This window comes from Rathayibacter sp. PhB186, assembly GCF_003751825.1.
In the GTDB taxonomy this organism is placed as follows: Bacteria; Actinomycetota; Actinomycetes; order Actinomycetales; family Microbacteriaceae; genus Rathayibacter; species Rathayibacter festucae.
Genome location: NZ_RJKO01000001.1, coordinates 331,937 through 352,846 on the forward strand (window position 1 = coordinate 331,937; position 20,910 = coordinate 352,846).

Below are 20,910 nucleotides of genomic sequence, written 5' to 3' on the forward strand. Positions count from 1 at the left end.
TGTCTGGAGGGGTCGGGTCTCGATACGCGCTGCGCGCTACTCGACCAGCATGAGGGGCGCATACCGACGCGCGCTGCAGGCGCTGCGGGCGCTGCAGGCTGATGCGCCATGTAGGCGCTGCATGCTGATCGAGTAGCCCGCCTCGCGGGCGTATCGAGATCCACCCACCGTCAGAACGGCGCGGGCACGGTGTCGAACCGAGGCCGCGGCGGCGGGTCCGGCGGCCGCCCGGGCAGTGGGGGCGGCCGATTGCTGATCCGTCGGCCGGTCGGGCTCGTCCAGACGATCGTCCCGTCGCCGCTCCCGATGTACGTCCACTGGTCGCCGTGCCGCAGATGGTGATGCGAGGTGCAGAGCGAGACGAGGTTCTCGAGGGAGGTCTCCCCGCCGTTGCGCCACTCGAGGGTGTGGTCGGCCTCGCTGGTGCTGGCGGGCCGGGTGCAGCCGGCGAAGCGGCAGGTCTGGTCCCGCAGCTGCAGGTGCAGGCGCATCTGCGGCGGCGGGACACGGTGGGTGCGGCCCACGGAGACGACGGCGCCGGTGTCCGGATCGGTCAGGACCCGGGTGAACGAAGGAGCCGTGCGGATCAGCTCGCGGGCGATCTCGGCGGGGATCGGGCCGTAGCCGTCGAGATCCGCGGGCGCGTCGTCCAGGCCCACGGCGGTGGAGGCGGCGAGGGTCAGCCGGATCTCGGCGCGGATGCCGGGGACGAAGGTCGGGTCGGGTCGGTGCTCGGCGTTCGGCGTCGTGCCGGTGATGTCGCCGTCGCAGAGGAGATCGACCGCCGCGTCCGCGCTCAACTGCTGGAGGGTGAGGGGGTCGCCGTCGTCGCGGAGGGTGCGGGCGATGCGGCGCAGCCGGTCGTAGGCACCGGAGACGACCGGTGCAGGAGCGTGGACGCAGAGCGTCGCCATCCCGTCGACATCTGGTGTGACCCAGACGGCGCGGTCCTGGCGGGCGCGGGCGTAACGCTCGGCGAGGGGCTGCTCGTGCAGCTCTTCCCGCCAGCGGCTCAGGGCGCGGCGCAGCTGCGTGGTCGTTGTCGTGAGCGCGGCGTCGGCCGCGCGCTCGTCGAGTGCCGCGCGGGAGGCCTCCGGGAGGGTGCTCGCGGTTCTGCAGATCGCCTCGCCGGCCTCCCAGAGGATCCGCGCGTCGCGGAGCAGGGCGCGGGTAAGGGGGAGGTGCTCCATCAGCATCTGCGCGGTCTCGAGCCGGCGGGAGACCTCCCGCTCGGACACGCCGAGCGTCACCGCGAGCTCGGCGCGGATCGAGCGCTCGACGAGATCTCGCGTCTCGCTGCGCGTCGCGCCGCGGGCGAACGCCTTTGGGACGGTGAGCGCGATGCGGTGGCCGCGGTGCATCCGTTCCGCGGCTCTGAGGCGCGTCGGCGAGGCGGCGCGCTCGGCGGCCGCGGAGTCGGTGAAGCAGTCGCGCACCTCCGCGAGTGCTGCCGCGTTCTCATCTTCTGACATACGCGTATTGAAGCAGGGGGCACCGACAGCCGGGTCGGAACCAGGGGCTGATCGGGGACAACGCCGTCGGATCGACGAGTGTGGAGGAGGCTTGCTCCCGGATCTCTCGGCGATGGTGGGTCTCGATACGCCGCCGGAGGCGGCTACTCGACCAGCATGCATGGGCCGCCGGAGGCGGCTACTCGGCCGGCATGGAGGGGCCACTGCTCGACCGGCGTGAACGCGCCCTGTCGAGCGCTCGGCCGGCACCACGCGCCGAGCCTCTAGCGTTGGCGTGTGCCCCTCCGTCCGCCGTGCCCCCGCCCGTGAGCGCGCTCGTCGCGCGGCTCGAGCGGCGGCAGGTCGCCGTGTACCTCGGCGCGATCGCCGCCGGCGCCGTGCTCGGGCTGCTGCTGCCCGCCGCGCGGCACCTGGAGGGCGCGATCGAGCCGGTGCTCGGGCTGCTGCTGTTCGCGACGTTCCTCGGCGTCCCGTTCGCGGCGCTCGGCCGCGCGCTGCGCGATGTCCGCTTCCTCGCCGCGGTCGGCGTCCTGAACTTCGTCGTCGTCCCGGTCGTCGCGTACGGGCTGTCCCGCTTCGTCGCCGAGAGCCCGGCGCTGCTCTTCGGGGTGCTGCTCGTGCTGCTGACGCCCTGCATCGACTACGTGATCGTCTTCGCCGGCCTCGCAGGCGGCGCGTCCGACCGGCTGCTCGCGGCGGCACCGCTGCTGATGCTCGCGCAGCTCCTGCTCCTCCCTCTCTACCTCCTCCTGTTCCTCGGGCCGGAGGGCGTCGCCGTGGTCGAGGTGGCCCCGTTCGCGCGGGCGCTCCTGCTGCTGATCGTGCTGCCGCTCACCGCCGCCGCGCTCGTGCAGGCGCTCGGCCGCCGGCATCGCGCGGGGCGGATCGTCGAATCGACGATGCTCGGCCTGATGGTGCCGCTGATGGCGGCGACCCTCCTCGTCGTCGTCGCCTCGCAGATCGGCGCCGTCGGTGCCGCCGCGGGCAGACTGCTCGTCCTCGTCCCCCTCTACGCCGCGTTCCTCGCGGTGATGGTCGCGGCCGGACTCGGCGTCGCCCGGCTCGTCCGCCTCGACGTCCCCTCGTCCCGCGCGCTGGTGTTCAGCGGCGCCACCCGCAACTCCCTCGTGGTGCTGCCGCTCGCACTCGCGCTCCCGGCGCCGCTGGCACTCGCGCCCGTGGTCGTCGTGACGCAGACGCTGGTCGAGCTGATCGGCATGGTCGTGCTGGTGCGGCTGGTCCCGCGCCTCGTCCCTCACCCCTCCACCCTCGACGCGCCCACCCCCGAGTAGGGCCCGGCGCCCGGATCCGCTTCCCCGGCGGCGCCGCACCGACTTACGCTCGGTCCTGCCCACCCGTGCCGAGAGGACCCGCCGTGCCCGACCTGACCGCTCCCCCCGCGCCGCTCGCGCGCCGCACCCTCGTCGGAGCGGCCTGGGCCGCTCCCGTGATCGCGCTCGCCGTCTCCGCACCGTCCGCCGCGGCGAGCGGCACGCTCCCTCCGCTCGGCGCTCGCGCCGAAGGTCCCGCGGAGGACGTCGCGTCGGCCTCGACGGCGTATCGCGTCTACGCGACCAACACCGGCTCCGCACCGCTCGAGGGCGGATCCGTGATCGTCGTCCTCCAGGATCCGGGAAGCGGCTACTCGTTCGCCGGCTTCAACGGACAGCAGTGGAGCTACGCCGACGGCTTCCCGGAGGGACGCATCGCCCTCCGCTACGACCCCGCGCTCGCGGCGGGCGAGGAGTCCGGCATCCTGCTGCTGCTGATCGCCAGCGACGATCGCACGCAGAGTCCGGTCCCCGTGGCGGACCTGGTCATCACCGCGCCGGGTTTCGACGTCGCGGTGCTGTCGCTCACGGTCCCGTACTGATCGGCCGCCGCACGTCCGACGTGTGAGCGCCCCGGGGCGACGATTGCCATCGATTGCACAAAATTAGGATTTTCTAATTCGGGGCTATCATTCCCTACGTGCAGCCCGATCAGAATCCCTACAGCCCGGGGTCGGGCCGTCGTCCTCCCGAACTCGTCGGCCGCGGCGGTGAGCTGGAAGCCTTCGAGACGCTCCATGCCCGCGTCGGCCACGGGCTCGGAGATCGAGGCATCGTCCTCACCGGGCTCCGCGGGGTCGGCAAGACGGTGCTCCTCAACGAGATGCACCGGCTGGCGGAGCAGTCCGAGTGGCTGACGGTCCGCATCGAGGCCCGACGGGACGAGGCGGGAGTGCATGCGGTACGTCGAGCGCTGGCTCGCGGCCTGGTGATGTCCGCCCGCAAGCTCTCCCGCACGAAGCTGTCGTCGCTGATGCGCGAGGCGCTCGGAACGATCTCCTCGTTCAACGCGAAGGTCGGCGCGACGGGAATCGAGCTGGGCGTCTCCCTGAGCCAGGGCCGCGCCGATTCCGGCGACGCCGAGGTCGACCTCCTCGAACTCGTCGAGGACGTCTCGACCGCGCTCGGCGAGCAGCGACGCGCCTTCGCTGTCTTCATCGATGAGATGCAGGATCTCGATGCCGAGACGATGGGGGCTCTCCTCGCGGCCCAGCACACCGCGAACCAGAGGGAGTGGCCCTTCTACGTCATCGCCGCCGGCCTCCCGGACCTGCCGCGCGTCCTCACCGAGACGCGGTCGTACGCCGAGCGGCTGTTCAACTACCGGCGGATCGGCACGCTCGCTCCGAGCGATGCGGCGCAGGCGCTCCGCGAACCCGCCGAGCGTCTCGGCGCCGAGTACGCGGCGGACGCCTTGGCGACGCTCCTCGAGGCGGCGGGCGGCTACCCGTACTTCCTCCAGGAGTACGGGCAGGCGGCGTGGAATCTCGCCGCGGACCGCCTGATCGACCGGTCCGACGCGACGGCCGCCGTCCAGTACGGGACGGAGCAGCTCGACGCCGGATTCTTCCGCTCCCGGTGGCAGCGAGCGACCAGATCGGAGCGGCGGATGCTGCTCGCCATGGCCGTCGACGGAGAGGGCCCGTGCTCGACGGCGCTCGTCGCCCAGCGGATGGGCGTGCAGACCAGCAGTGTCGGGCCCTATCGGGCCGCTCTGATCAGCAAGGGTCTGATCTACTCGCCCGAGCACGGACAGATCGCGTTCACCGTCCCCGGCATGGCGGGCTACGTCGAACGGCACCGCGACGAGCTCGACGACAGCCGCACGGCCGGGAACTGACGCGCCGGAGCCGCCGCTCGAAGCTCCGCATCCGTCAGTCGCCCGTGCCGTCAGTTGCCCGTGCAGAACACCCGGTCGGACCTGACCGACGCCGTGCTCTTCGCTCCGGTGCCGACGGTGCCCTCGGGGAGGGTCGTCGTCGCGTTCAGGGTGAAGGCGCTGGTGATCGAGAGGGTGGTGCGCAGGCCCATGGTGGAGCCCGCGGGCAGCGGACCGGTGAGGGTGACGAAGCGGGTGGTGCTGCTCGGGGAAGTGATCGTCGCGATGCTCGGGGTGGCCGTGAACACGCCGATGTTCGCGACGCCGCTGCCGACGATGGTGATCGTGGTCCCGACCGGCAGGTCGGCGGAGCCTGCGGTGAGCGTGAAGCCGGGGCCGAGGATCCCGGGACTGCCGCAGGTGCCGTTCAGGACGAAGGCTCCGACGTCGAGGCCGGACGCTGCGGCGGCGGGCGTGCCGACGGCGACGGCCACGACGGGCACGGTCCAGGCGGCGGCGGTGGTGACCGCCCGGCGGGAGACGCCGCGGGAGACGCCGCGGGGGGCGGGGCGGCCGGCGGGGCGGCTGGCGGGGGTGCGGACGTCGATCATGGCGGCCTCTCGTGCGGCGGGGGAGGGGCTTCCGGGGGAAGAAGGCCCACGAGGGATCCTGGCAGGCGGCACGCCCCGCTGCGCAGTGCCGGCGCGCCCCCCGAGTGGGGCGGCGACGACTCCGGCCCGGACTAGCGCGGCTCGGTCGTCGCGGACTCCGCGCCGAGAAGGACGCGGAACATCCGGTCCAGCGGCTCGCGGAGATCCTCGTCGGCGGCGGAGGCGATCGGCTCCACGGCGGCGGAGGTGCGCATCACGGTGACGCCCATCATCGTGGCGATGGCGAGCTGGGCTCGGACCAGCACCGGGGCGGTCCGCGGGTCGTCCGGGCGCCAGCCGGCGGCGACGGCGAGCCGGCGGGTGAACTCCTCGAGGGTCTCCCGGCGGATCCGGTCCGCGGTCGCGTCGCCCGAGGAGCGCAGCAGGAGGAGGAGCTGCAGCGGGTCGTCGTTGTTCGGCGCGCGGAGGACGTGGCCGATCAGCCGCTGGACGATCGCGTCGAGATCCGCGGGTCCGTCAGGGGTCTCGGACTCCAGCTCGTCCGAGGTGCGGCGCATGCATGCCTCGAAGAGACCGTCCTTGGAGACGAAGTAGCGGTTGATCAGGGCCACGTTCACTCCGGCGTCGGCGGCGATGTGCCGCACCGTGGTCGCGCGGTAGCCGTCGGTCGCGAACCGGCGCCGCGCGGCCCGGATCAGCGCGCGCTTCGTCGCCTCCGCGTCCCGGCCCGGGCGGACGAGCTCGTCGTCGGCGTCGCAGCCGGAGACCCCTGCGCCGATGTCCTCGCTGTCAGTGCTCATGTCCCACTCCCGTCGACCAACCTAGCCGAGGACAAGTAAACACGTGTTGACAGGCGTGCCGCGCTGGCTACACTCGACAAGTAAGCACCTGTTTACACGCCGCTCACACGCCGCACACCAGCCGAGGAGACGCATGTCCACCACCAGCCAGCCCGCCGCGACGGGCTCGGTGCCGACCGGAGTCCCGCGCGAGAGCGCTGCGCCGCAGCGGAAGCCGCGCGGCACCGCGATCGTGCTCTACCTCTCGCTCGGCGGTCTCTCGTTCGCCGTCCTGCAGTCGCTGGTCGCCCCCGCCCTGGGCACGATCGGGCAGGACCTCGGCGTGGCCACGAGCGACGCGAGCTGGGTGCTGACGGCCTATCTGCTCTCCGCCTCGGTGCTCACGCCGATCCTCGGTCGCCTCGGCGACATGGTCGGCAAGCGCAAGGTGCTGATCGTGGTGCTGTCGCTGCTGCTGGTCGGCACGGTCGTCGCCGCGATCGCGCCGAACCTCGGCGTCCTCATCGTCGGACGCGTCCTGCAGGGCGCGGCCGGTGCGGTGATGCCGCTGTCGATCGGCATCGTCCGCGACGAGCTTCCCCGGGAGCGCGTCAGCGTCACCATCGGGCTGCTGTCCGCCATCTTCGGCATCGGCGCCGGAGTCGGCATCGTCGCCGCCGGCCCGATCGTCGAGGCGCTCTCCTGGCACTGGCTGTTCTGGCTGCCCGCCGTGCTGGTCGCCGTCGCCCTCCTCGGAGCGGTCTTCGGGATGCCGGAGTCGCCCGTGCGCACGCCGGGCAAGCTGGACCTCGTCGGCACGACGATCCTCTCGATCGGCCTCGTCGCGCTCCTCCTCGCCATCAGCGAGGGCCAGAACTGGGGCTGGGGCGACGCGAAGACGATCGGTCTGCTCGTGCTCGGCGCGGTCGCCCTCGTCGCCTTCGTGCTGGTCGAGCTGCGCGTCTCCGAGCCGCTGATCGACGTCCGCCTCTTCCGGCACCGTGGGGTGTGGACCGCGCACATCGTCGCGCTCGCCTTCGGCTTCGCGATGTTCGGCACCTTCATCCTCGTGCCGACGCTGCTGCAGCTGCCCACGGTGCTGGGCTACGGCTTCGGCAAGTCGGTCAGCGAAGCGGGTCTGTTCCTGCTGCCGACGGTCGTCGCCATGGTCGTCTCCGGCGTCGTCGCGGGGGCGATGATCCGCCGCGTCGGACCGAAGATCCCGATGATCACCGGCGGCGTCGCCGTCGCGATCGCGTTCGTCCTCCCCGCGCTCGGCCACGGCGAGGAGTGGCAGATCCTCGTCTCAGGCGTTCTCACCGGCATCGGCATCGGCATGGCCCTCGCGGCCACCTCGAACGCGATCGTCGAGAGCGTGCCCGCTGCCCAGACCGGCGAGGCCATCAGTGCGAACACCGTCCTGCGCACCATCGGCAGCAGCATCGGCACCGCGGTCATCGCCGCGCTGATCTCCTCCAGCGTCACTCCGCAGGGTGCCCCGACGGACGAGGCGTTCACCGTCGGCTTCTGGGCCTCGGCCGGAGTCGGAGCGCTCGCGATCGTCGCCGCGCTGCTCGCGCCGTCCCTGCGCGCGCGACGCCGCGAGGCCGCGGCCGCCGGTGTGGACGACATCGAGGAGCTCGGGACCGCTTCCTGACCGGACCGCGGCCGCTCGGCGCGTCCGCCGGTGCTCGCTCGGGACGCCGGCGGCTGTCGCTGCCGTCCGGGATCTGCGAGGCTGCCCGGATGGCATCGGAGCAGAGCGGCCCGCCGGTCTTCGCGGACCCGCGACGGCTCGGCGCGGTCGTCGGCCTGGCCGGCGCCGTCGTCTTCGCGTTCTCGTACTCGCCCGCGGAGCCCGTCGCGATCATCGCACGGGTCCTGGTCGGCGCGACGGTCGCCGCCGCGCTCTGGCTCCTCTTCGTCCGTCCGCGCTCACTCGGGCCCTTCGCACCGCCGAGGCCCGCGCGGCTCGCCGTCTACGGCGCCTGCGTGGTCGCCGAGTTCGCGCTCATCGCGGTCGGCAGCCGGGTCCTCGAGTCGGCGGGCCGCGGCGAGCTGCGCCCGGCGCTCATCGCGCTCGTGGTCGGGCTGCACTTCCTCCCGTTCGCGTGGGCGTTCTCCGAGCGGATGTTCGCGCTGCTCGGCGGCGCGCTGGTCGTGCTCGGCGGGCTCGGCCTGCTCCTCGGCAGTGGCGCGGCGGCCGTGCTGGCGGCGGTGGCGTCCGGAGCCGTGATGGCGCTGCTCCTGCTCGCGTACGCCCTCGGCGCGTTCGCGCCGCCGAGCCGAGCGCCGCGGAGCTGAGCGCGCCGGAGCTGAGAGGGCCCTTGCCCTGCTGTCTGAGATCCTTCTCATAGACTCGACCGCAGTGCCCGGATGAACGTCTCGCTCCTCCGCTCCGTACCCCCTGTGACGGGCCGCCCGGCCGGTCGGGACAGGAGGCGCCGATGGCACTCGCGGCGCTGACGATGCCGGCGACGATCGGGCCGGCGACGGTAGGGCCGGCGACGATCGGCCCGACCGCTACCGGGCCGACGACGACGAGGCGACGAGGGGACCGCACCGCGATGACGCAGCCCGACCCTCGCCCGGCGCCCGTGCCCGCCGCCGGACCCGCCGCCCCGCCGCTCGATCCCACGCCCGGCGACCCCGCGCCCCTCGACCTCACCGCGGCGTTCGACGAGCACGGATCCGCCCTGCTCGGCTTCGCCGTCAACGCGCTGCGCGACCGCGGTCTCGCCGAGGACTGCGTGCAGGAGACGTTCCTCCGGGCCTGGCGCTCGCGCGAGCGCTACGTCGCGGAGCGCGCGAGCCCGCGCACCTGGCTGTTCGCGATCGCCCGCAACGTGATCGTCGACGCGCACCGCTCCCTGCATCGGCTGCCGCGGATCGTGCCGGCCGAGGTGCTCGACGACGTCCCCGGTGACGACGTCGATCCGCTCGAGCCGCTGATGATGGTCGAGGCGCTGGCCCGGCTCTCCCCCGAGCACCGGCAGGTGGTCGTCGCGATCCACCTCCGCGGCGAGAGCTACGCCGAGGTCTCCGCGGCGACCGGAGTCGCGGTCGCGACGCTCCGGACCCGCACGTTCTACGCTCTCAAGGCGCTCCGCACGCATCTCGCGGGGCCCGACCCGACTCCGGAGGACCGATCGTGACCAGCAGTGGCGGACCCGGCGACGGCGGCTCCGGCGACGGCGGCCCGGACGAGGGCGGGCGCCGGGAGGAGCTGATCGCCGCGGCCCTCGCCGGCGAGCTGTCCGCCGAGGAGGCCGCCGAGCTCGACCGGCTGCGGGGGGAGGATCCGAGCGTGGACGAGGAGCTGGCCTCCTTCGGCGCCGTGCTGTCCGGGCTGGGCGGCGTCGGCCGCTGGGAGGAGCCGGAGCCCTCGGTGGACCTGCGCACGCGGGTGGCGGCGCTCGCCGGCCCGGCGCTGACGGCGGTCCCGAGGGCCCGTGGCGAGGAGGCGCGGGGTGCGTCGGACCCGCGTGCGTCGGTGCGGCGTGGGTCGGCCCGTCCCGCGCGCGGTCGCCGGACGGCGCTCGCGGTGACCGCCGCGGCCGCCTGCGTCGCGCTCGGCGCCGTCGGCGGGCTCGCCCTGCAGGCGCTCGGCGACCGTCCCCCCGAGGGCGGACCGGGCACGCTCGGCGCCGTCGAGCCGATCGCGTTCGCCGAGGACCCGGCCCTCGACATCGACGCCGAGCTCGTCGCGCACACCTGGGGCACCGAGACGATCCTGCGCGGCAGCGGCTTCGCCGTCGGCGAGAGCTACGAGGTCGTCCTGGTCACAGCGACGGGCGTGCGGTTGCCCTCCGGCTCGTTCCTCGGCAGCACCGCCGAGCTCGACTGCGCCATGAACGCGGCCGTCCTGCGCGCCTCCGTCGCCTCGATCGAGATCACCGACGAGAGCGGCGGAGCCGTCGCGGTCGCCGAGCTGCCGGTCGTCGAGAGCTGACGATCCGCCCGAGCGTCCCGATGCCCACGGAGGCACGATCAGGCAGGCAGTGCCGCTCCCCGGTCAGCGGATGGAAGAGTTGACGCATCCAGAAGACGACGCCTCACGTGCGCCGGTTCTGCAGAGCGAGTGGAGACGACATGGTCGATGGGGCAGAGCCGATCACGGACCCGTACGAGACCTTCCCGAGCTTCCTGGAGTGGGAGGGACGCACCGCCGACGTCCACCTGGTGAGCGACTTCGGCGAGATGCTGGCGGCCGACCGTGCGGAGAGCTCTCCCGAGCTCTGGAGCCGGATGCTCGACATCACCAACAAGTGGGCGGCCGTGGACACCGGCGCGATCGAGAACCTCTACGAGGTGGACCGCGGATTCACCTACACCGTCGCCGCGACGACCGTGGCGTGGGCGAGGATCCCGCAGGAGAAGGGCGAGGCGGTCGCGCGGGTCATCGCTGACCAGCTCGCCGGCTACGAGCACGTCCTCGATGCCGCCACGGCGAACGTCCCGATCAGCGAGTACTGGATCCGAGGGCTGCACGAGGTGCTCTGCCGTTCGCAGGACACCTACCGGGTCCTCACCTCGGTCGGCTGGCAGGAGCGCCCACTGCAGACCGGCGCATACAAGAAGGATCCGAACAATCCGCTGAACCTCGCGTCGAACCGCATCCACAGCTACGCCTCGCCGGCGGACGTCGTCCCGGAGATGGAGCGATTCGTCGCCGAGTTGCGATCGGCGGAGTTCCTCGACGCTCCGGCTGTGATTCAGGCGGCCTACGCGCATTACGCCTTCGTCTGCATCCACCCCTTCCCGGACGGGAACGGGCGGGTGTCCCGCGCTCTCGCCTCCGTCTTCCTCTACCGGGCCTACGGGGTGCCGATCGTGATCTTCGCCGACCAGAAGGCGCGCTACCTCGACGCTCTCGAGGCGGCGGACGCGAAGCGCGGAGAGCAGTTCACCGCTTTCTTCCGCGACTGCGTCATCGACACGATCAACCTCATCCGAGCCGAGCTGGAGACGGCGCGCACCCCCGAGCTCGCGGATCAGCTCTCCGCCTTCGAGGTCCTGCTCACGGGGCGCGGCGGGCTGGAGCACGAGGTCCTCGACGAGGTGGCGGACCGGCTCACAGGCCTGGTGTCCGACGAGGTGCAGTCTGCGCGGGACTCGACAGTTCTGCGGTCGTCGCTCACGCTCTCCGCGGTCAATGGGACGCCATCCAGGCACGTGCGTGACGGCTACCGACAGAGCAGGCCGCAACTCACGCCGTCTCTGCGCCTCGAAAGCGCCCGGCCTGCGCTGGCACAGGCGGAGCGCGGCTTCTCCGTGCAGATCGCACGCCCCGACACCGACGGCGCCGACTTCATCGTCGTCGACGAGCGGGGCGGCCTCCTCCTGCACGTCTTCCTCCGCGAGGTCTACCCGGTCATCTCCGAAGGACTGAGGATCCGGGTGCGGGCGATGGTCGAGGCCGCACTCAGAAGACTGCTGGCGGAGGTCGCAGCCGCAGCGGAGCAGGCACTCCGGGACGCAGGATACGGCCGCTGAGAGAGGGAGGAGTGACGCGGCTCGGGATGACGTCGGCGGCTCAGCGCCGCGGCCCCGGCACCAGGCGGGTCAGTCGGCCGATCAGCCACTCCAGCGGTCCGATGCCGACGAAGCGCCACCACAGCACCGCGACCGCCCAGACTCCCAGCACCAGGAGGAGGGCGGCGCCGGGGGTGTCGGCGACGTAGCCGAGGCCCCGGGTCGCGAAGGCGGCGACGACCGCCACCTGCAGCACGTACACCGAGAGCGCGAGCGAGCCGACCGCCCGGAACGGCGTGAGCACCGCCGCGATCACCGTGCTCGCCGGCCGCCGCCGGACCGTCGCGAGCAGCACCACGACGACGTAGGCGGCGAGCACCAGGCCCAGGTCGTGCAGCGTGTCCGGGTGGCTGCCCGACACGGACTCGAGGCCGATCAGCCGCTCGAGCGCCGGCCGCACCGGGTACGCCAGCACGGCGACGACGGCCAGCACGGCCAGCAGCCGGTCGCGCCGGAAGCCGTGCCGCAGCAGCAGCCCGCCGAGCAGGAGGAAGGGGAGCAGATTCGTCAGCCGGTAGTGCGGATCGACGAAGCTCCACTGCAGCAGGAAGCCGACGGGCGTCCGCGCGTAGAGCACCGCCGGATCCACCGACGCCGCGACCAGCGCGTTCAGCGGAGCACCAGCCACGAGCACGACGGCGGCGACGACCGCGACCAGGCGGCTGCGCAGGAGCAGGATCGGCGTCCCGAGCGCGAGCGTGAGCCCGAGGTGCGGCAGCACGATCGCGATCCAGCTGCCCCAGCCGCCCAGCCAGACGCCGAGCGCGACCAGCACGGCACCGCGGATCAGGTTCTGCACGACGACCCGCCCGCCGGAGGCTCCGGGCCGCGCGAGGACCAGGGCCGCCGACATCCCCATCACCAGGGCGAACAGCGGCGACGCGAGGTCGTTGACGTTGCCCGCCGCGAAGCCGATCGCCCCGCCGCGCAGGCTCGGGACGAGCGGCATCGCGTGCGCGATCAGCATCGCCACGATGGCGACCCCGCGCAGGACGTCGGGCACGAGGACCCGGTCCGGCTGCAGCCGGGGGGCGGTCGGGGCGGCGCGCGAGACGGTCGTGGTCGCATCCATGGGGGAGAGGCTACGGCGTGGCCGCCCGCGCCCGCGCGCCGTCGCGCGCCGGGGCGCCCCCACCTCGCGCCACACGAAGCTCGCCGCGCGTCCCCGCCCGCGTCCGCGGCACCTCCGGCTCGTGAAACGCGGTCCGGCTCGCGGATCTCGGCGGTTACCGCGTGCCGAGAATGTTCTCGCGTGCCGGAGACGTCCGGCGGGCGCCGACTTCCGCGTCGGTCGCACCTCGGGCTCGCGAAACGCGGTGCGGCTCGTCGGATTCGGCGGTTTCCGCGTGCCGAGGATGTTCTCGCGTGCCGGAGCCGTCTGTCGGCCGAGCGTGTCCGCTCCCCGCACACCTTCGGCACGCGAATCGCGGCTCGGCTCGTCGGATCCGACGGTTCTCGCGTGCCGGAGACGGTTCCGCGTGCCGGAGGCGCCCCGGCCGGCCGGCACTGCGGCCGGGTCATGAGGTTCCTGCGAGCCCGGGCCGATCGCGCGCGCCCCGCGGGCGCGGGCGGCATGCTGGAGGGATGACCGACGCCACCACGCCCGCCGCGCCGTCCGAGCGCCGCGCCCGTCCGCCCCGCCCGCAGCTCGTGCTGACCGTGCTGCGCACCGAGCGGCTCACCGAGCACTTCGTGCGCGTGCACCTCGGCGGCGAGGGCTTCGACGCCTTCGTCGAGGCCGCGGATCCCGAGAGGCTCGCCGCCACCGACCGCTACGTCAAGCTGCTGCTCGCCCCGCCCGGCGTCGCGCTCGAGCCGCCGCACGACCTCGACGCCCTGCGCGCCCGCCTCGCCCCCGAGGAGCTCCCGGTGCGCCGGACCTACACGATCCGCTCCGTCGACCTCGAGGCGCGCAGCCTCGCGATCGACTTCGTCCTGCACGGCGACGAGGGAGTGGCCGGACCCTGGGCCGCCTCCGCGCGCCCCGGCGACCGCCTCGAGATGTCGGCCCCCGGCGGCGCCTGGGCGCCCCGCGCCGACGCCGCGAACCTCCTGCTCGGCGACGAGTCGGCGCTGCCGGCGATCGCGGCGGCCCTGGAGGCGATGCCCGCCCAGGCCCGCGGAACCGCGCTCATCGAGGTGCACGGCGCCGAGGACGAGCTGCCGCTGACCGTCCCCGCGGGCGTCGAGGTGCGCTGGCTGCACCGCGGCGACGAGGAGGCGGGGCACGCGCTGACCGCTGCCGTCGCGGAGCTGACCCGCCCGGACGGCGCCGTCGAGGTCTTCGCCCACGGCGAGCGGACGGCGATGAAGCGGCTCCGCGCGATCCTCCAGGACGACTGGGGCGTCGAGCGCGCGGCGCTCTCGCTCTCGGCCTACTGGGCGCTCGGCCGCGCCGAGGACCGCTTCCAGGCCGAGAAGCGCGAGCCGGTGGGCGCGATCTTCACCGACTGACGGCGAGTCCGACTGACGGCGACTCCGTCACCTGCGGACGACGAAGGGCCCCTGCACGGCGCAGGGGCCCTTCGACGTTCAGGCGGTCCTCACTCCGGGCGTCAGACCCGCTTCAGGAGGATCGGGGCGCTCGTCGTGGCGTTGCCCGCCGCGTCGACGGCCTTCGCCGTCACCGAGTAGGTGCCCTTCGGGAACACCGCGGTGTTGACCGTGAGGTACCAGTTGCCGTCCGACGCCTGCACGGCGTCGCCCAGCTTGGTGGTTCCGACCCAGTACGTGACTCCGGTCACGGCGGTGTCGTCCGCGGCGGTCGCCATCAGGCTGACGACTCCGGTGACCGACGAGCCGGAGCCCGGCGAGACGATCGCGACGGTCGGCGCCGTGCGGTCGACCGGGGCGGGCGTGGCCGTCGGGGTGGGAGTCGCGGTCGGCGTCGGCGTCGCGGTCGGCGTCGGCGTCGCGGTCGGCGTCGGCGTGGCGGTCGGCGTCGCGGTCGCGGTCGGGGTGGCCGTCGGGGTGGCTGTCGCCGTCGGCGTCGCCGTCGCGGTCGCGGTCGGCGTGGCCGTCGGAGTCGCGGTCGGCGTCGGAGCGGTCACCCCGCCGAACTGGTCGGCGCCGGCGGTGCGGGAGCCCATGACCTGGCCGTCGATGTCGGTGCGGGCCGACGTGGTCGACCCCCAGCCGGCGATCTGGGTCCCGGTCGCGGACAGCACGTGCAGGTCGCCGGTGGCCACCGAGGCGAGCGCCGGAGCGCCCTGGATGTTGCCCTGCTGGTTGAGCAGCGACGGCGTCTTGCAGAGCTTGGTGTTCCAGTTCTCGACGATGGTGTTCGTCATCGGGCTGGTGCAGGAGGAGAGATAGCTGACGATGTTGCGGTCGAAGACCGTGTTCTTCGCCCCGCCGACCCGCAGCGCGCCCGACTCGAAGGTGTTGTTGCGGATGTAGATGCCGTCGGCCGAGGCCTCGCGGAAGTCCGCGGACGAGCCGCCGCGGCAGTCGCTGGTGATCACGATGCAGCCGGAGACGAAGTTCGACTCCACGGTGATGTCGCTCATGCCGTCGCCGCCGCCGGGGGAGAAGATGATGCCCGCGTTGTAGCAGTTCATCAGCGTGTTCCCGCGGAGGGTGACGTCGTTGCTCTCGAACACCTGGATGCAGTCGGCGTGCAGGCCGTTGTCGATGTTCTGGTCGAAGTTGCGGACCAGGTTGTTCTCGATCAGCCCGTTGTCGGTGCCGCCGACCTGGATGCCGTCGATCGACGAGCCGTTCTCGAAGAGCGAGTCGCGGACGACGACGTTCGCGCTGCGCACGAAGATGCCGGCGCCGTCGATGTGCATCCGGTTCACCGTGATGCCGGAGCCGTAGGTGTAGAAGGTGCTCTTGGAGAAGATGTCGTTCCACACGGTGTTGGGCGTGTAGACCTTCGTCGAGCCGAGCACGGGCGAGGCGCCCGGGGCCGGCTGGACGACGACGGGAGCGGCGACGGTCGCCTTCCCGCCCTTGAGGGTGGTCGTCGGGTAGGTGCCGGCGGTGAGCAGCACGGTGTCGCCGGCGGCGGCGTTCTGGACAGCGGTGGTCAGGGCGCAGGGAGCGGCTGCGGAGCAGGCCGTTCCCGTGCCGTTGGGCGAGGCGTAGCGGTTCGCCGCCGCGAAGCTGGGCGCGGCCGCGAAGAACGCGGCGATCACGACCAGCAGAGCGGCGAGAGTCGCGCTGAGCGTTCGAGTCATGGGCGTGGTGTCCAATCGGGGAAGGTGTGAGCGGGGACTCGGGGCAGGGAGAGGAGGAGGGAGAAGACGAGGGGAGGCCGCACCGGGCCTCGGCGGTGCGCGCCGGGCGAACGGGGGACGACTCCGTACACTGGGCGCGGCGGGAGCGTCCCCGGCGGACGGGCAGCACCGCTGCCTCTGCCGCCGAGATCCCGCCCGGACGGACGGATGCGGCGACGGGCCGCCTCCGCCATCGATGAGCACGGCTCCGCGACGGGGCCGGGAACGGAATCGCTGTGAGCGGAGTAGGTTCGCGAGTCCGGACGGTGCTGGGCGGGCTGCGCAAGCGCACCGCCCCGCTGCTGAAGAGCCCGGCGGTGCTCTCGCTCGGCGCGCGCGGCGTCTTCCTCGACGCTCCGCGCCTGCGCAGCGCCCGCCGCTCCGGCGGGGCCCGCGGAGCCAGTGGTGCTCAGGGCCGCGCGATCCTGATCGCGCCCCCCGGCGCCGGCAACATCGGCGACGCCGCGCTGGTCGGCGCGTTCCTGGAGAACGTGGCCGGGCCGATCACCGTGATCACCCGCTACAAGGGCGACTTCCGCATCCCGGCCGAGCAGGCCGACCGCGTCGAGATCGTCTCGCTGGGCACCCTGCTCTACGGCGGACTGCCGAGCTTCGTCCGCGACCTGCGCCGCTTCCGGGCCATGCTGCCCGGTGCCGCGTCGGTCTCGATCGTCGGCGCCGACATCATGGACGGCGCCTACAACTTCCGCGCCTCGACGAGCCGCGCGCTCGTCGCCCGCAGTGCCGCGTCGGCCGGAGTGGACACCCGCGTCCTCGGCTTCAGCTGGAACGGCAAGGCGCACCCCGGTGCCCTCGCGCAGCTCCGCGACGCGGACCGCGCCGGCACGACCCTCTTCCTCCGCGACCCGCTCTCCGTCGAGCGCGCCCGCCGCGACGGCCTGGACGCGAAGGCCTCGGCGGACATCGTCTTCTCGGCGCGCTCCGTCGACCAGGGCCGCGCGAGCACCGAGCTCGCCGCGCTGGACACGACCGGCGGCATCGCGATCGTCAACGTCTCCGGCCTGATCGACACCGACCAGACCGGCGCCTACGTGGAGATCATCGGCGGCCTGCGCGCCCGCGGCCTCGCGGTCGTGCTGCTCCCGCACGTCATCAAGCACGGACCGGACGACCTCGCGGCCTGCCGCAAGGTCTACGCGGCCCTGCCGGACACCACGGGCGTCGCCTTCGTCGAGGACGTCCTCACCCCGGCGGAGGTGCGCGGCTTCACCGAGCGCGCGACCGTCACCGTCACCGGCCGGATGCACCTGGCGATCATGTCCCTGATGAAGGGCGTCCCGGCGATCACGCTCGCCACCCAGGGCAAGGTCGAGGGCCTGATGGCGATGTTCGAGCTGCCCTACCTCTGCGTCGAGCCGGGTGCCGGTCTCGCCGGCCGCGTGGGCGACGCCCTCGAGCGCGTCCTCTCCGACCGCGAGAGCGTCTCGGCCGCCATCCTCGCGAAGCTGCCCGCCGTGCAGGAGCTCAGCGCCGCGAACTTCGCCGGCCTGCCGCGCGCCTGAGCGGCGCGGGCGGGCTGTCGCGGGGGTCGTCGGCACGGGCGTCCTTCCGGGCGTCGAGGGCGGAGGAGCGGCTCATGCCCTGACCGCGGCACTGCGGTGGGGGGAGTCGCTCGAGAGGTCGGCCGGAGGAGTCCGGCGCGTCTGCTGCGACCCTAGGCGGGGCGTTCGAACGCCCGTTCGCAATGAACCTTCCTCCGGACGGGGGTTCCCGTTCAGGGGGCGCACTCCGGCTCGACGCGCCGCCGGTCCGTCCGATCCCGCCCCGGACGGGTGCCACGGGCCCCCGGTGCTGCCCCGAGCGCGAAGACGCGTTCGGCTCGCGGAACCGCATCGGGCTCGCGGAACTGTCCGGATCCGGCGTGCCGAGGCGGGTTCTGCGTGCCGGAGGGGGTTCCACGAGCCGGGGACGAGCGCCGTCGGTCCCGCCGCCGTCAGACCGAGCGCCGTCAGACCAGGCGCCTGCCGCTGAAGCGGTCGATCGGGGCGTCGCGGCGCATCGCCCGCTCGTACATCCGGTGGAACGGCTCGGTCAGTACGCCGTTGGAGCGGTCGAGGGCGTCCTGCCGGGCGACGATGTCGCCGAGCTGCGCCGCCAGGTCGGCCCGCAGCGCCGCCTCGTCCACGGTCGTCGACTCGCCGCCCGCGACGACGACCCGCCCGGCGACGATCACGGTGTCGATCGACGAGCCGTTCTCGGAGTAGACGAGCTGGTTCTCCAGGCGCTGGCGCGGGGTGAACGCGAGCGTCTCGAGGTCGAAGAGCACGAGGTCGGCCTGCTTGCCCACCTCGATGCTGCCGGTGACGTCGCCGAGCACAGCGCTGCGCGCACCGCCGATCGTGCCCGCGGTCAGCACCTCCGCCACCGTCGGCCACGTCGACAGGTCCGGATCGGTCACCTTGTGCAGCAGCGCCGCGGCCTTGATCACGTCGAGCATCCGCGGGGAGTCGCTGCTCGAGCAGCCGTCGGTGCCGAGCCCGAGGTTCACCCCCGCGTCGTGCAGCGCCCGCCACGGCGCGATGCCCGAGCCGAGCTTGAGGTTCGAGATCGGGTTGTGCGAGACGGAGGTGCCCGCCGCCGCGATCGACGCCATGTCGGAGTCGGTCAGCCAGATCCCGTGCGCGAAGGTCGTGTTCGCGGAGAGCGCGCAGATCCCGGCCATGTACTCGACCAGCGTCGAGCCGTGGAACTCCTCCCCGGTCACCAGCTGCGTCTTGGTCTCGAGGACGTGGATGTGGCACTCCGCGTCGTGCTCGAGCGCCAGCTCCGTCGCGCCGACCAGCAGGTCGGCGCCCACGCGCTGCGGGGCCGAGGGCGCGACCATGTAGCGCAGCCGTCCGCCGCCCCGCCCGTGCTGGGTGGCGAAGGCGGTGCGACTGAAGTCGAGGTAGCCCTCGGTGGTCGGCCGCGCCGCCCCGCGGGCCGAGTCGAGCAGCTCGGCCGGCAGGTGCTCCTCGAGGAACGGCATGGTCTCGAAGAAGGGCTTGCTGATCACGTGCCCGGAGATGTTCGCCCGGATGCCGATCTCGTCGTAGGCGTCGAACACCGCCGCCAGCTGTGCCGCGTCCTGGTCCGGGTTCTCGAGCACGTCGTCGACGAGCGTCGTGACGCCCGCCTTCAGCGACTCGAGTGCGAACAGCGACGAGCGCAGCCGGATCAGGTCCGGAGCGACGCGGCTGTCGCCGAGGATCGGATAGGACAGCAGCATCCACAGCTCGAGCGGCAGGTTGTCGTAGCGCCCCTTGTAGAGGTACTCCCACGAGTGGGTGTGCGCGTTGACGAAGCCCGGTGTCACGAGGCGGTCGCGCCCGTCGAGGATCTCGTCGCCCGGCTCGGGCTCGAGCCCCGGGCCGATCGCCGTGATCACGTCGTCGACGATCCGGATGCTCGCCGTGATCGGGACGGCGCCCGAGACGGCGTCCATGGTGATGACGGCGGCGTCGGTGATGAGGAGGGGCATGGCGGTTCCGTTCGTGATGCGGTGGTGCAGGAGCAGGGTGGTGCGGGAGCGGGTGGTGCGCGAGAAAGAGGAGCGGGCGGAGTGACGGGGCCGGCTACCCGAGGACGGGCTCGGACGCGCGCGCGGCCGGCTCCAGGGCCTCGCGCTTCCGCACCCAGGACGCGGCGTCGCCGCGGCCGAGCAGCAGATAGGCGAGCCCCGCCGAGACGCCGCCGGCGAGCCAGGAGACGTCGACGCCGCCGAGCGCGGTCGCGGCCGGTCCCTGCAGCGCGGGCACGGAGCCGTTCATGAACAGCCAGGTCAGGGTCGCGCCGATCGCGAAGGAGAGCAGCGCGCGCCAGCGCACGTCCGGCAGCAGCGGCGAGCCGACCGGAGCGAAGAGGTGCCCGAACGAGCGCACCCGCGGCTCGAACACCGTGTAGTGCACCAGCACGATCGCGCCCCACGGCGCGACCCAGCCGACGAGGCCCACCAGCCAGGCGTCCAGCGTCGTCGCCAGGTCGTCCTGGAAGACGAAGAAGACGGAGGCCGCGAAGGCGAGCACGCCGACGATCAGGCTGAGCGCGCGGCGGCCCAGGCGGATGTCGAGCGCCTGGGTGGCCATCCCGAACGAGTAGATGTTGAGCACGTTCGTCGCGATCGGCCCGTGCACCACGAGCAGCAGCACCGGGATCGCGAGGGCGCCGAAGTTCTCCACGATCAGCTGGCCGGGGTCGACCGAGCCGTTCTTCGTGGCGAGCGTCGCGCCGAGCACGCCCAGCCAGACGACGGGGACGAACTGGCCGAGCACGCTGGCGAAGTAGAGCTTCCTGCGCGAGGCGCGGGGGCTGACGAAGCGGGAGTAGTCGCCCGCGTAGGCGAGCCAGGTGAGGCCCCAGCCGATGCCGATCGCGGTCATCACGATCGACATGGCCGCGATCCGGTCGCCGCCGGTGAGGGCGCCCTCGGCCGGGCCGGCGTAGGACCAGTCGATGTCGAGGAAGAACCAGGCGACGATCGACATCACGGCCAGCACCAGGAGCGTCGGCGGCACGGTCCAGCGCTCGAACGCGGCGATGGCCCGGTAGCCGAGGAACGAGATCGCGACCTGGATCGCCATGATCACCGCGGCGACCGCGACCTTCCAGCCGATGTTGGCCGCCTCCGGGTCGACGAGGCCGACGGAGCCGAGCAGCGCGATCACCAGGTCGAGCACGATCCAGGTGTTGATCGCGCACCAGCCGATCACGACGACGGCCTGGATCACGGCGGGCGCGTAGTTGCCGCGCCGGCCGAAGACCGCACGGCCGACGAGCATCCCGGTCGCGCCGGTGCGCTGGCCGAGCAGTACGAAGAAGCCGAAGACGGCCATGCCGACGACGTTGCCGAGCACGAGGACGGTGATCGTGTCCCAGAGGCCGAGGCCCATGTTCACGCCCAGCGCGCCGAGGACCCAGTTGATCGGCGCGATGTTGGCGCCCGCCCAGATCCAGAACTGGCCGTCGAGTCGCGCGTTGCGACGGCTCTCGGGGAGCGGGGTCAGCGCGTCCTCGGTGTCGGTCGTGCCGTGCAGGGTGTCGGAGCTCATGGGTGGATCCTCTCGAAGCGTGAGGTGGAGCGGGGAGTCGGAGCGGGGAACGGTGGACGGCGCCGCGGCAGCGTGGGCTGTGGAGGAGCGCGGCG

17 protein-coding genes are annotated in these 20,910 nt (G+C 73.0%); 10 read left to right on the plus strand and 7 right to left on the minus strand.

Annotated elements, in window-relative coordinates; translation table 11 throughout:
• Window positions 1-170: 170 nt before the first annotated feature.
• Window positions 171-1,472 carry an HNH endonuclease signature motif containing protein gene (locus EDF45_RS01470; protein WP_185020060.1) on the minus strand — a complete coding sequence of 434 codons (1,302 nt, stop codon included), beginning with the start codon at window positions 1,470-1,472 and terminating at the stop codon, window positions 171-173.
• 305 nt (window positions 1,473-1,777) lie between these two features.
• Between EDF45_RS01470 and EDF45_RS01475 the strand changes: the two genes are divergently transcribed.
• From EDF45_RS01475 to EDF45_RS01485, 3 genes are all read left to right on the plus strand, one after another.
• Window positions 1,778-2,764 carry a bile acid:sodium symporter gene (locus tag EDF45_RS01475; RefSeq protein WP_243581102.1) on the plus strand — a complete coding sequence of 329 codons (987 nt, stop codon included), beginning with the start codon at window positions 1,778-1,780 and terminating at the stop codon, window positions 2,762-2,764.
• Between the two features lie 83 nt (window positions 2,765-2,847).
• A complete protein-coding gene (locus EDF45_RS01480) occupies window positions 2,848-3,345 on the plus strand; it encodes a hypothetical protein (protein WP_123734700.1) in 498 nt (165 codons plus the stop codon).
• A 98-nt stretch (window positions 3,346-3,443) separates the two neighbouring features.
• On the plus strand, window positions 3,444-4,643 hold the full coding sequence (locus EDF45_RS01485) for an ATP-binding protein (protein WP_123734701.1): 1,200 nt from the start codon (window positions 3,444-3,446) through the stop codon (window positions 4,641-4,643).
• A gap of 50 nt (window positions 4,644-4,693) precedes the next feature.
• Here the strand turns inward: EDF45_RS01485 and EDF45_RS01490 are convergent, their stop codons facing one another.
• Complete coding sequence (locus EDF45_RS01490; RefSeq protein WP_123734702.1) at window positions 4,694-5,233, minus strand: hypothetical protein; 540 nt, start codon at window positions 5,231-5,233, stop codon at window positions 4,694-4,696.
• Between the two features lie 131 nt (window positions 5,234-5,364).
• Complete coding sequence (locus tag EDF45_RS01495) at window positions 5,365-6,033, minus strand: TetR/AcrR family transcriptional regulator (protein ID WP_123734703.1); 669 nt, start codon at window positions 6,031-6,033, stop codon at window positions 5,365-5,367.
• Window positions 6,034-6,166: 133 nt separating this feature from the next.
• Here EDF45_RS01495 and EDF45_RS01500 point away from each other — a divergent pair, with 133 nt between their 5' ends.
• The 5 genes from EDF45_RS01500 to EDF45_RS01520 all read left to right on the plus strand — a co-directional run bounded on the left by EDF45_RS01500 (window position 6,167) and on the right by EDF45_RS01520 (window position 11,508).
• Entirely contained in the window at window positions 6,167-7,669 is a 1,503-nt protein-coding gene (locus EDF45_RS01500) for an MFS transporter (protein ID WP_123734704.1), read from the plus strand.
• Between the two features lie 89 nt (window positions 7,670-7,758).
• Entirely contained in the window at window positions 7,759-8,316 is a 558-nt protein-coding gene (locus EDF45_RS01505) for a DUF7010 family protein (RefSeq protein ID WP_123734705.1), read from the plus strand.
• Window positions 8,317-8,459: 143 nt separating this feature from the next.
• Window positions 8,460-9,167 carry a sigma-70 family RNA polymerase sigma factor gene (locus tag EDF45_RS01510; RefSeq protein ID WP_260311730.1) on the plus strand — a complete coding sequence of 236 codons (708 nt, stop codon included), beginning with the start codon at window positions 8,460-8,462 and terminating at the stop codon, window positions 9,165-9,167.
• Window positions 9,164-9,964: a hypothetical protein gene (locus EDF45_RS01515; protein WP_123734706.1), complete on the plus strand. Its 801-nt coding sequence runs from the start codon at window positions 9,164-9,166 to the stop codon at window positions 9,962-9,964. Before EDF45_RS01510 ends, EDF45_RS01515 begins: the two co-directional genes overlap by 4 nt.
• A 140-nt stretch (window positions 9,965-10,104) precedes the next feature.
• Window positions 10,105-11,508, plus strand: a complete 1,404-nt coding sequence (locus EDF45_RS01520; protein WP_123734707.1) for a Fic family protein — start codon at window positions 10,105-10,107, stop codon at window positions 11,506-11,508.
• 40 nt (window positions 11,509-11,548) lie between these two features.
• Here the strand turns inward: EDF45_RS01520 and EDF45_RS01525 are convergent, their stop codons facing one another.
• Window positions 11,549-12,619 carry a DUF418 domain-containing protein gene (locus EDF45_RS01525; RefSeq protein WP_123734708.1) on the minus strand — a complete coding sequence of 357 codons (1,071 nt, stop codon included), beginning with the start codon at window positions 12,617-12,619 and terminating at the stop codon, window positions 11,549-11,551.
• A 512-nt stretch (window positions 12,620-13,131) separates the two neighbouring features.
• On the opposite strand from EDF45_RS01525, the gene EDF45_RS01530 reads away from it, so the two are divergent.
• Window positions 13,132-14,001 (plus strand): siderophore-interacting protein, encoded by an 870-nt coding sequence (locus EDF45_RS01530; RefSeq protein ID WP_123734709.1) that lies wholly within the window; start codon window positions 13,132-13,134, stop codon window positions 13,999-14,001.
• Between the two features lie 101 nt (window positions 14,002-14,102).
• Here EDF45_RS01530 and EDF45_RS01535 read toward each other — a convergent pair whose 3' ends face one another.
• Window positions 14,103-15,728, minus strand: a complete 1,626-nt coding sequence (locus tag EDF45_RS01535; RefSeq protein WP_123734710.1) for an Ig-like domain-containing protein — start codon at window positions 15,726-15,728, stop codon at window positions 14,103-14,105.
• A 275-nt stretch (window positions 15,729-16,003) separates the two neighbouring features.
• On the opposite strand from EDF45_RS01535, the gene EDF45_RS01540 reads away from it, so the two are divergent.
• On the plus strand, window positions 16,004-17,290 hold the full coding sequence (locus tag EDF45_RS01540) for a polysaccharide pyruvyl transferase family protein (protein WP_148059207.1): 1,287 nt from the start codon (window positions 16,004-16,006) through the stop codon (window positions 17,288-17,290).
• Window positions 17,291-17,736: 446 nt separating this feature from the next.
• Here the strand turns inward: EDF45_RS01540 and EDF45_RS01545 are convergent, their stop codons facing one another.
• Entirely contained in the window at window positions 17,737-19,248 is a 1,512-nt protein-coding gene (locus EDF45_RS01545; protein ID WP_123734711.1) for an amidohydrolase family protein, read from the minus strand.
• Window positions 19,249-19,342: 94 nt separating this feature from the next.
• Window positions 19,343-20,815: a cytosine permease gene (locus tag EDF45_RS01550; RefSeq protein WP_123734712.1), complete on the minus strand. Its 1,473-nt coding sequence runs from the start codon at window positions 20,813-20,815 to the stop codon at window positions 19,343-19,345.
• Between the last annotated feature and the right edge of the window lie 95 nt (window positions 20,816-20,910).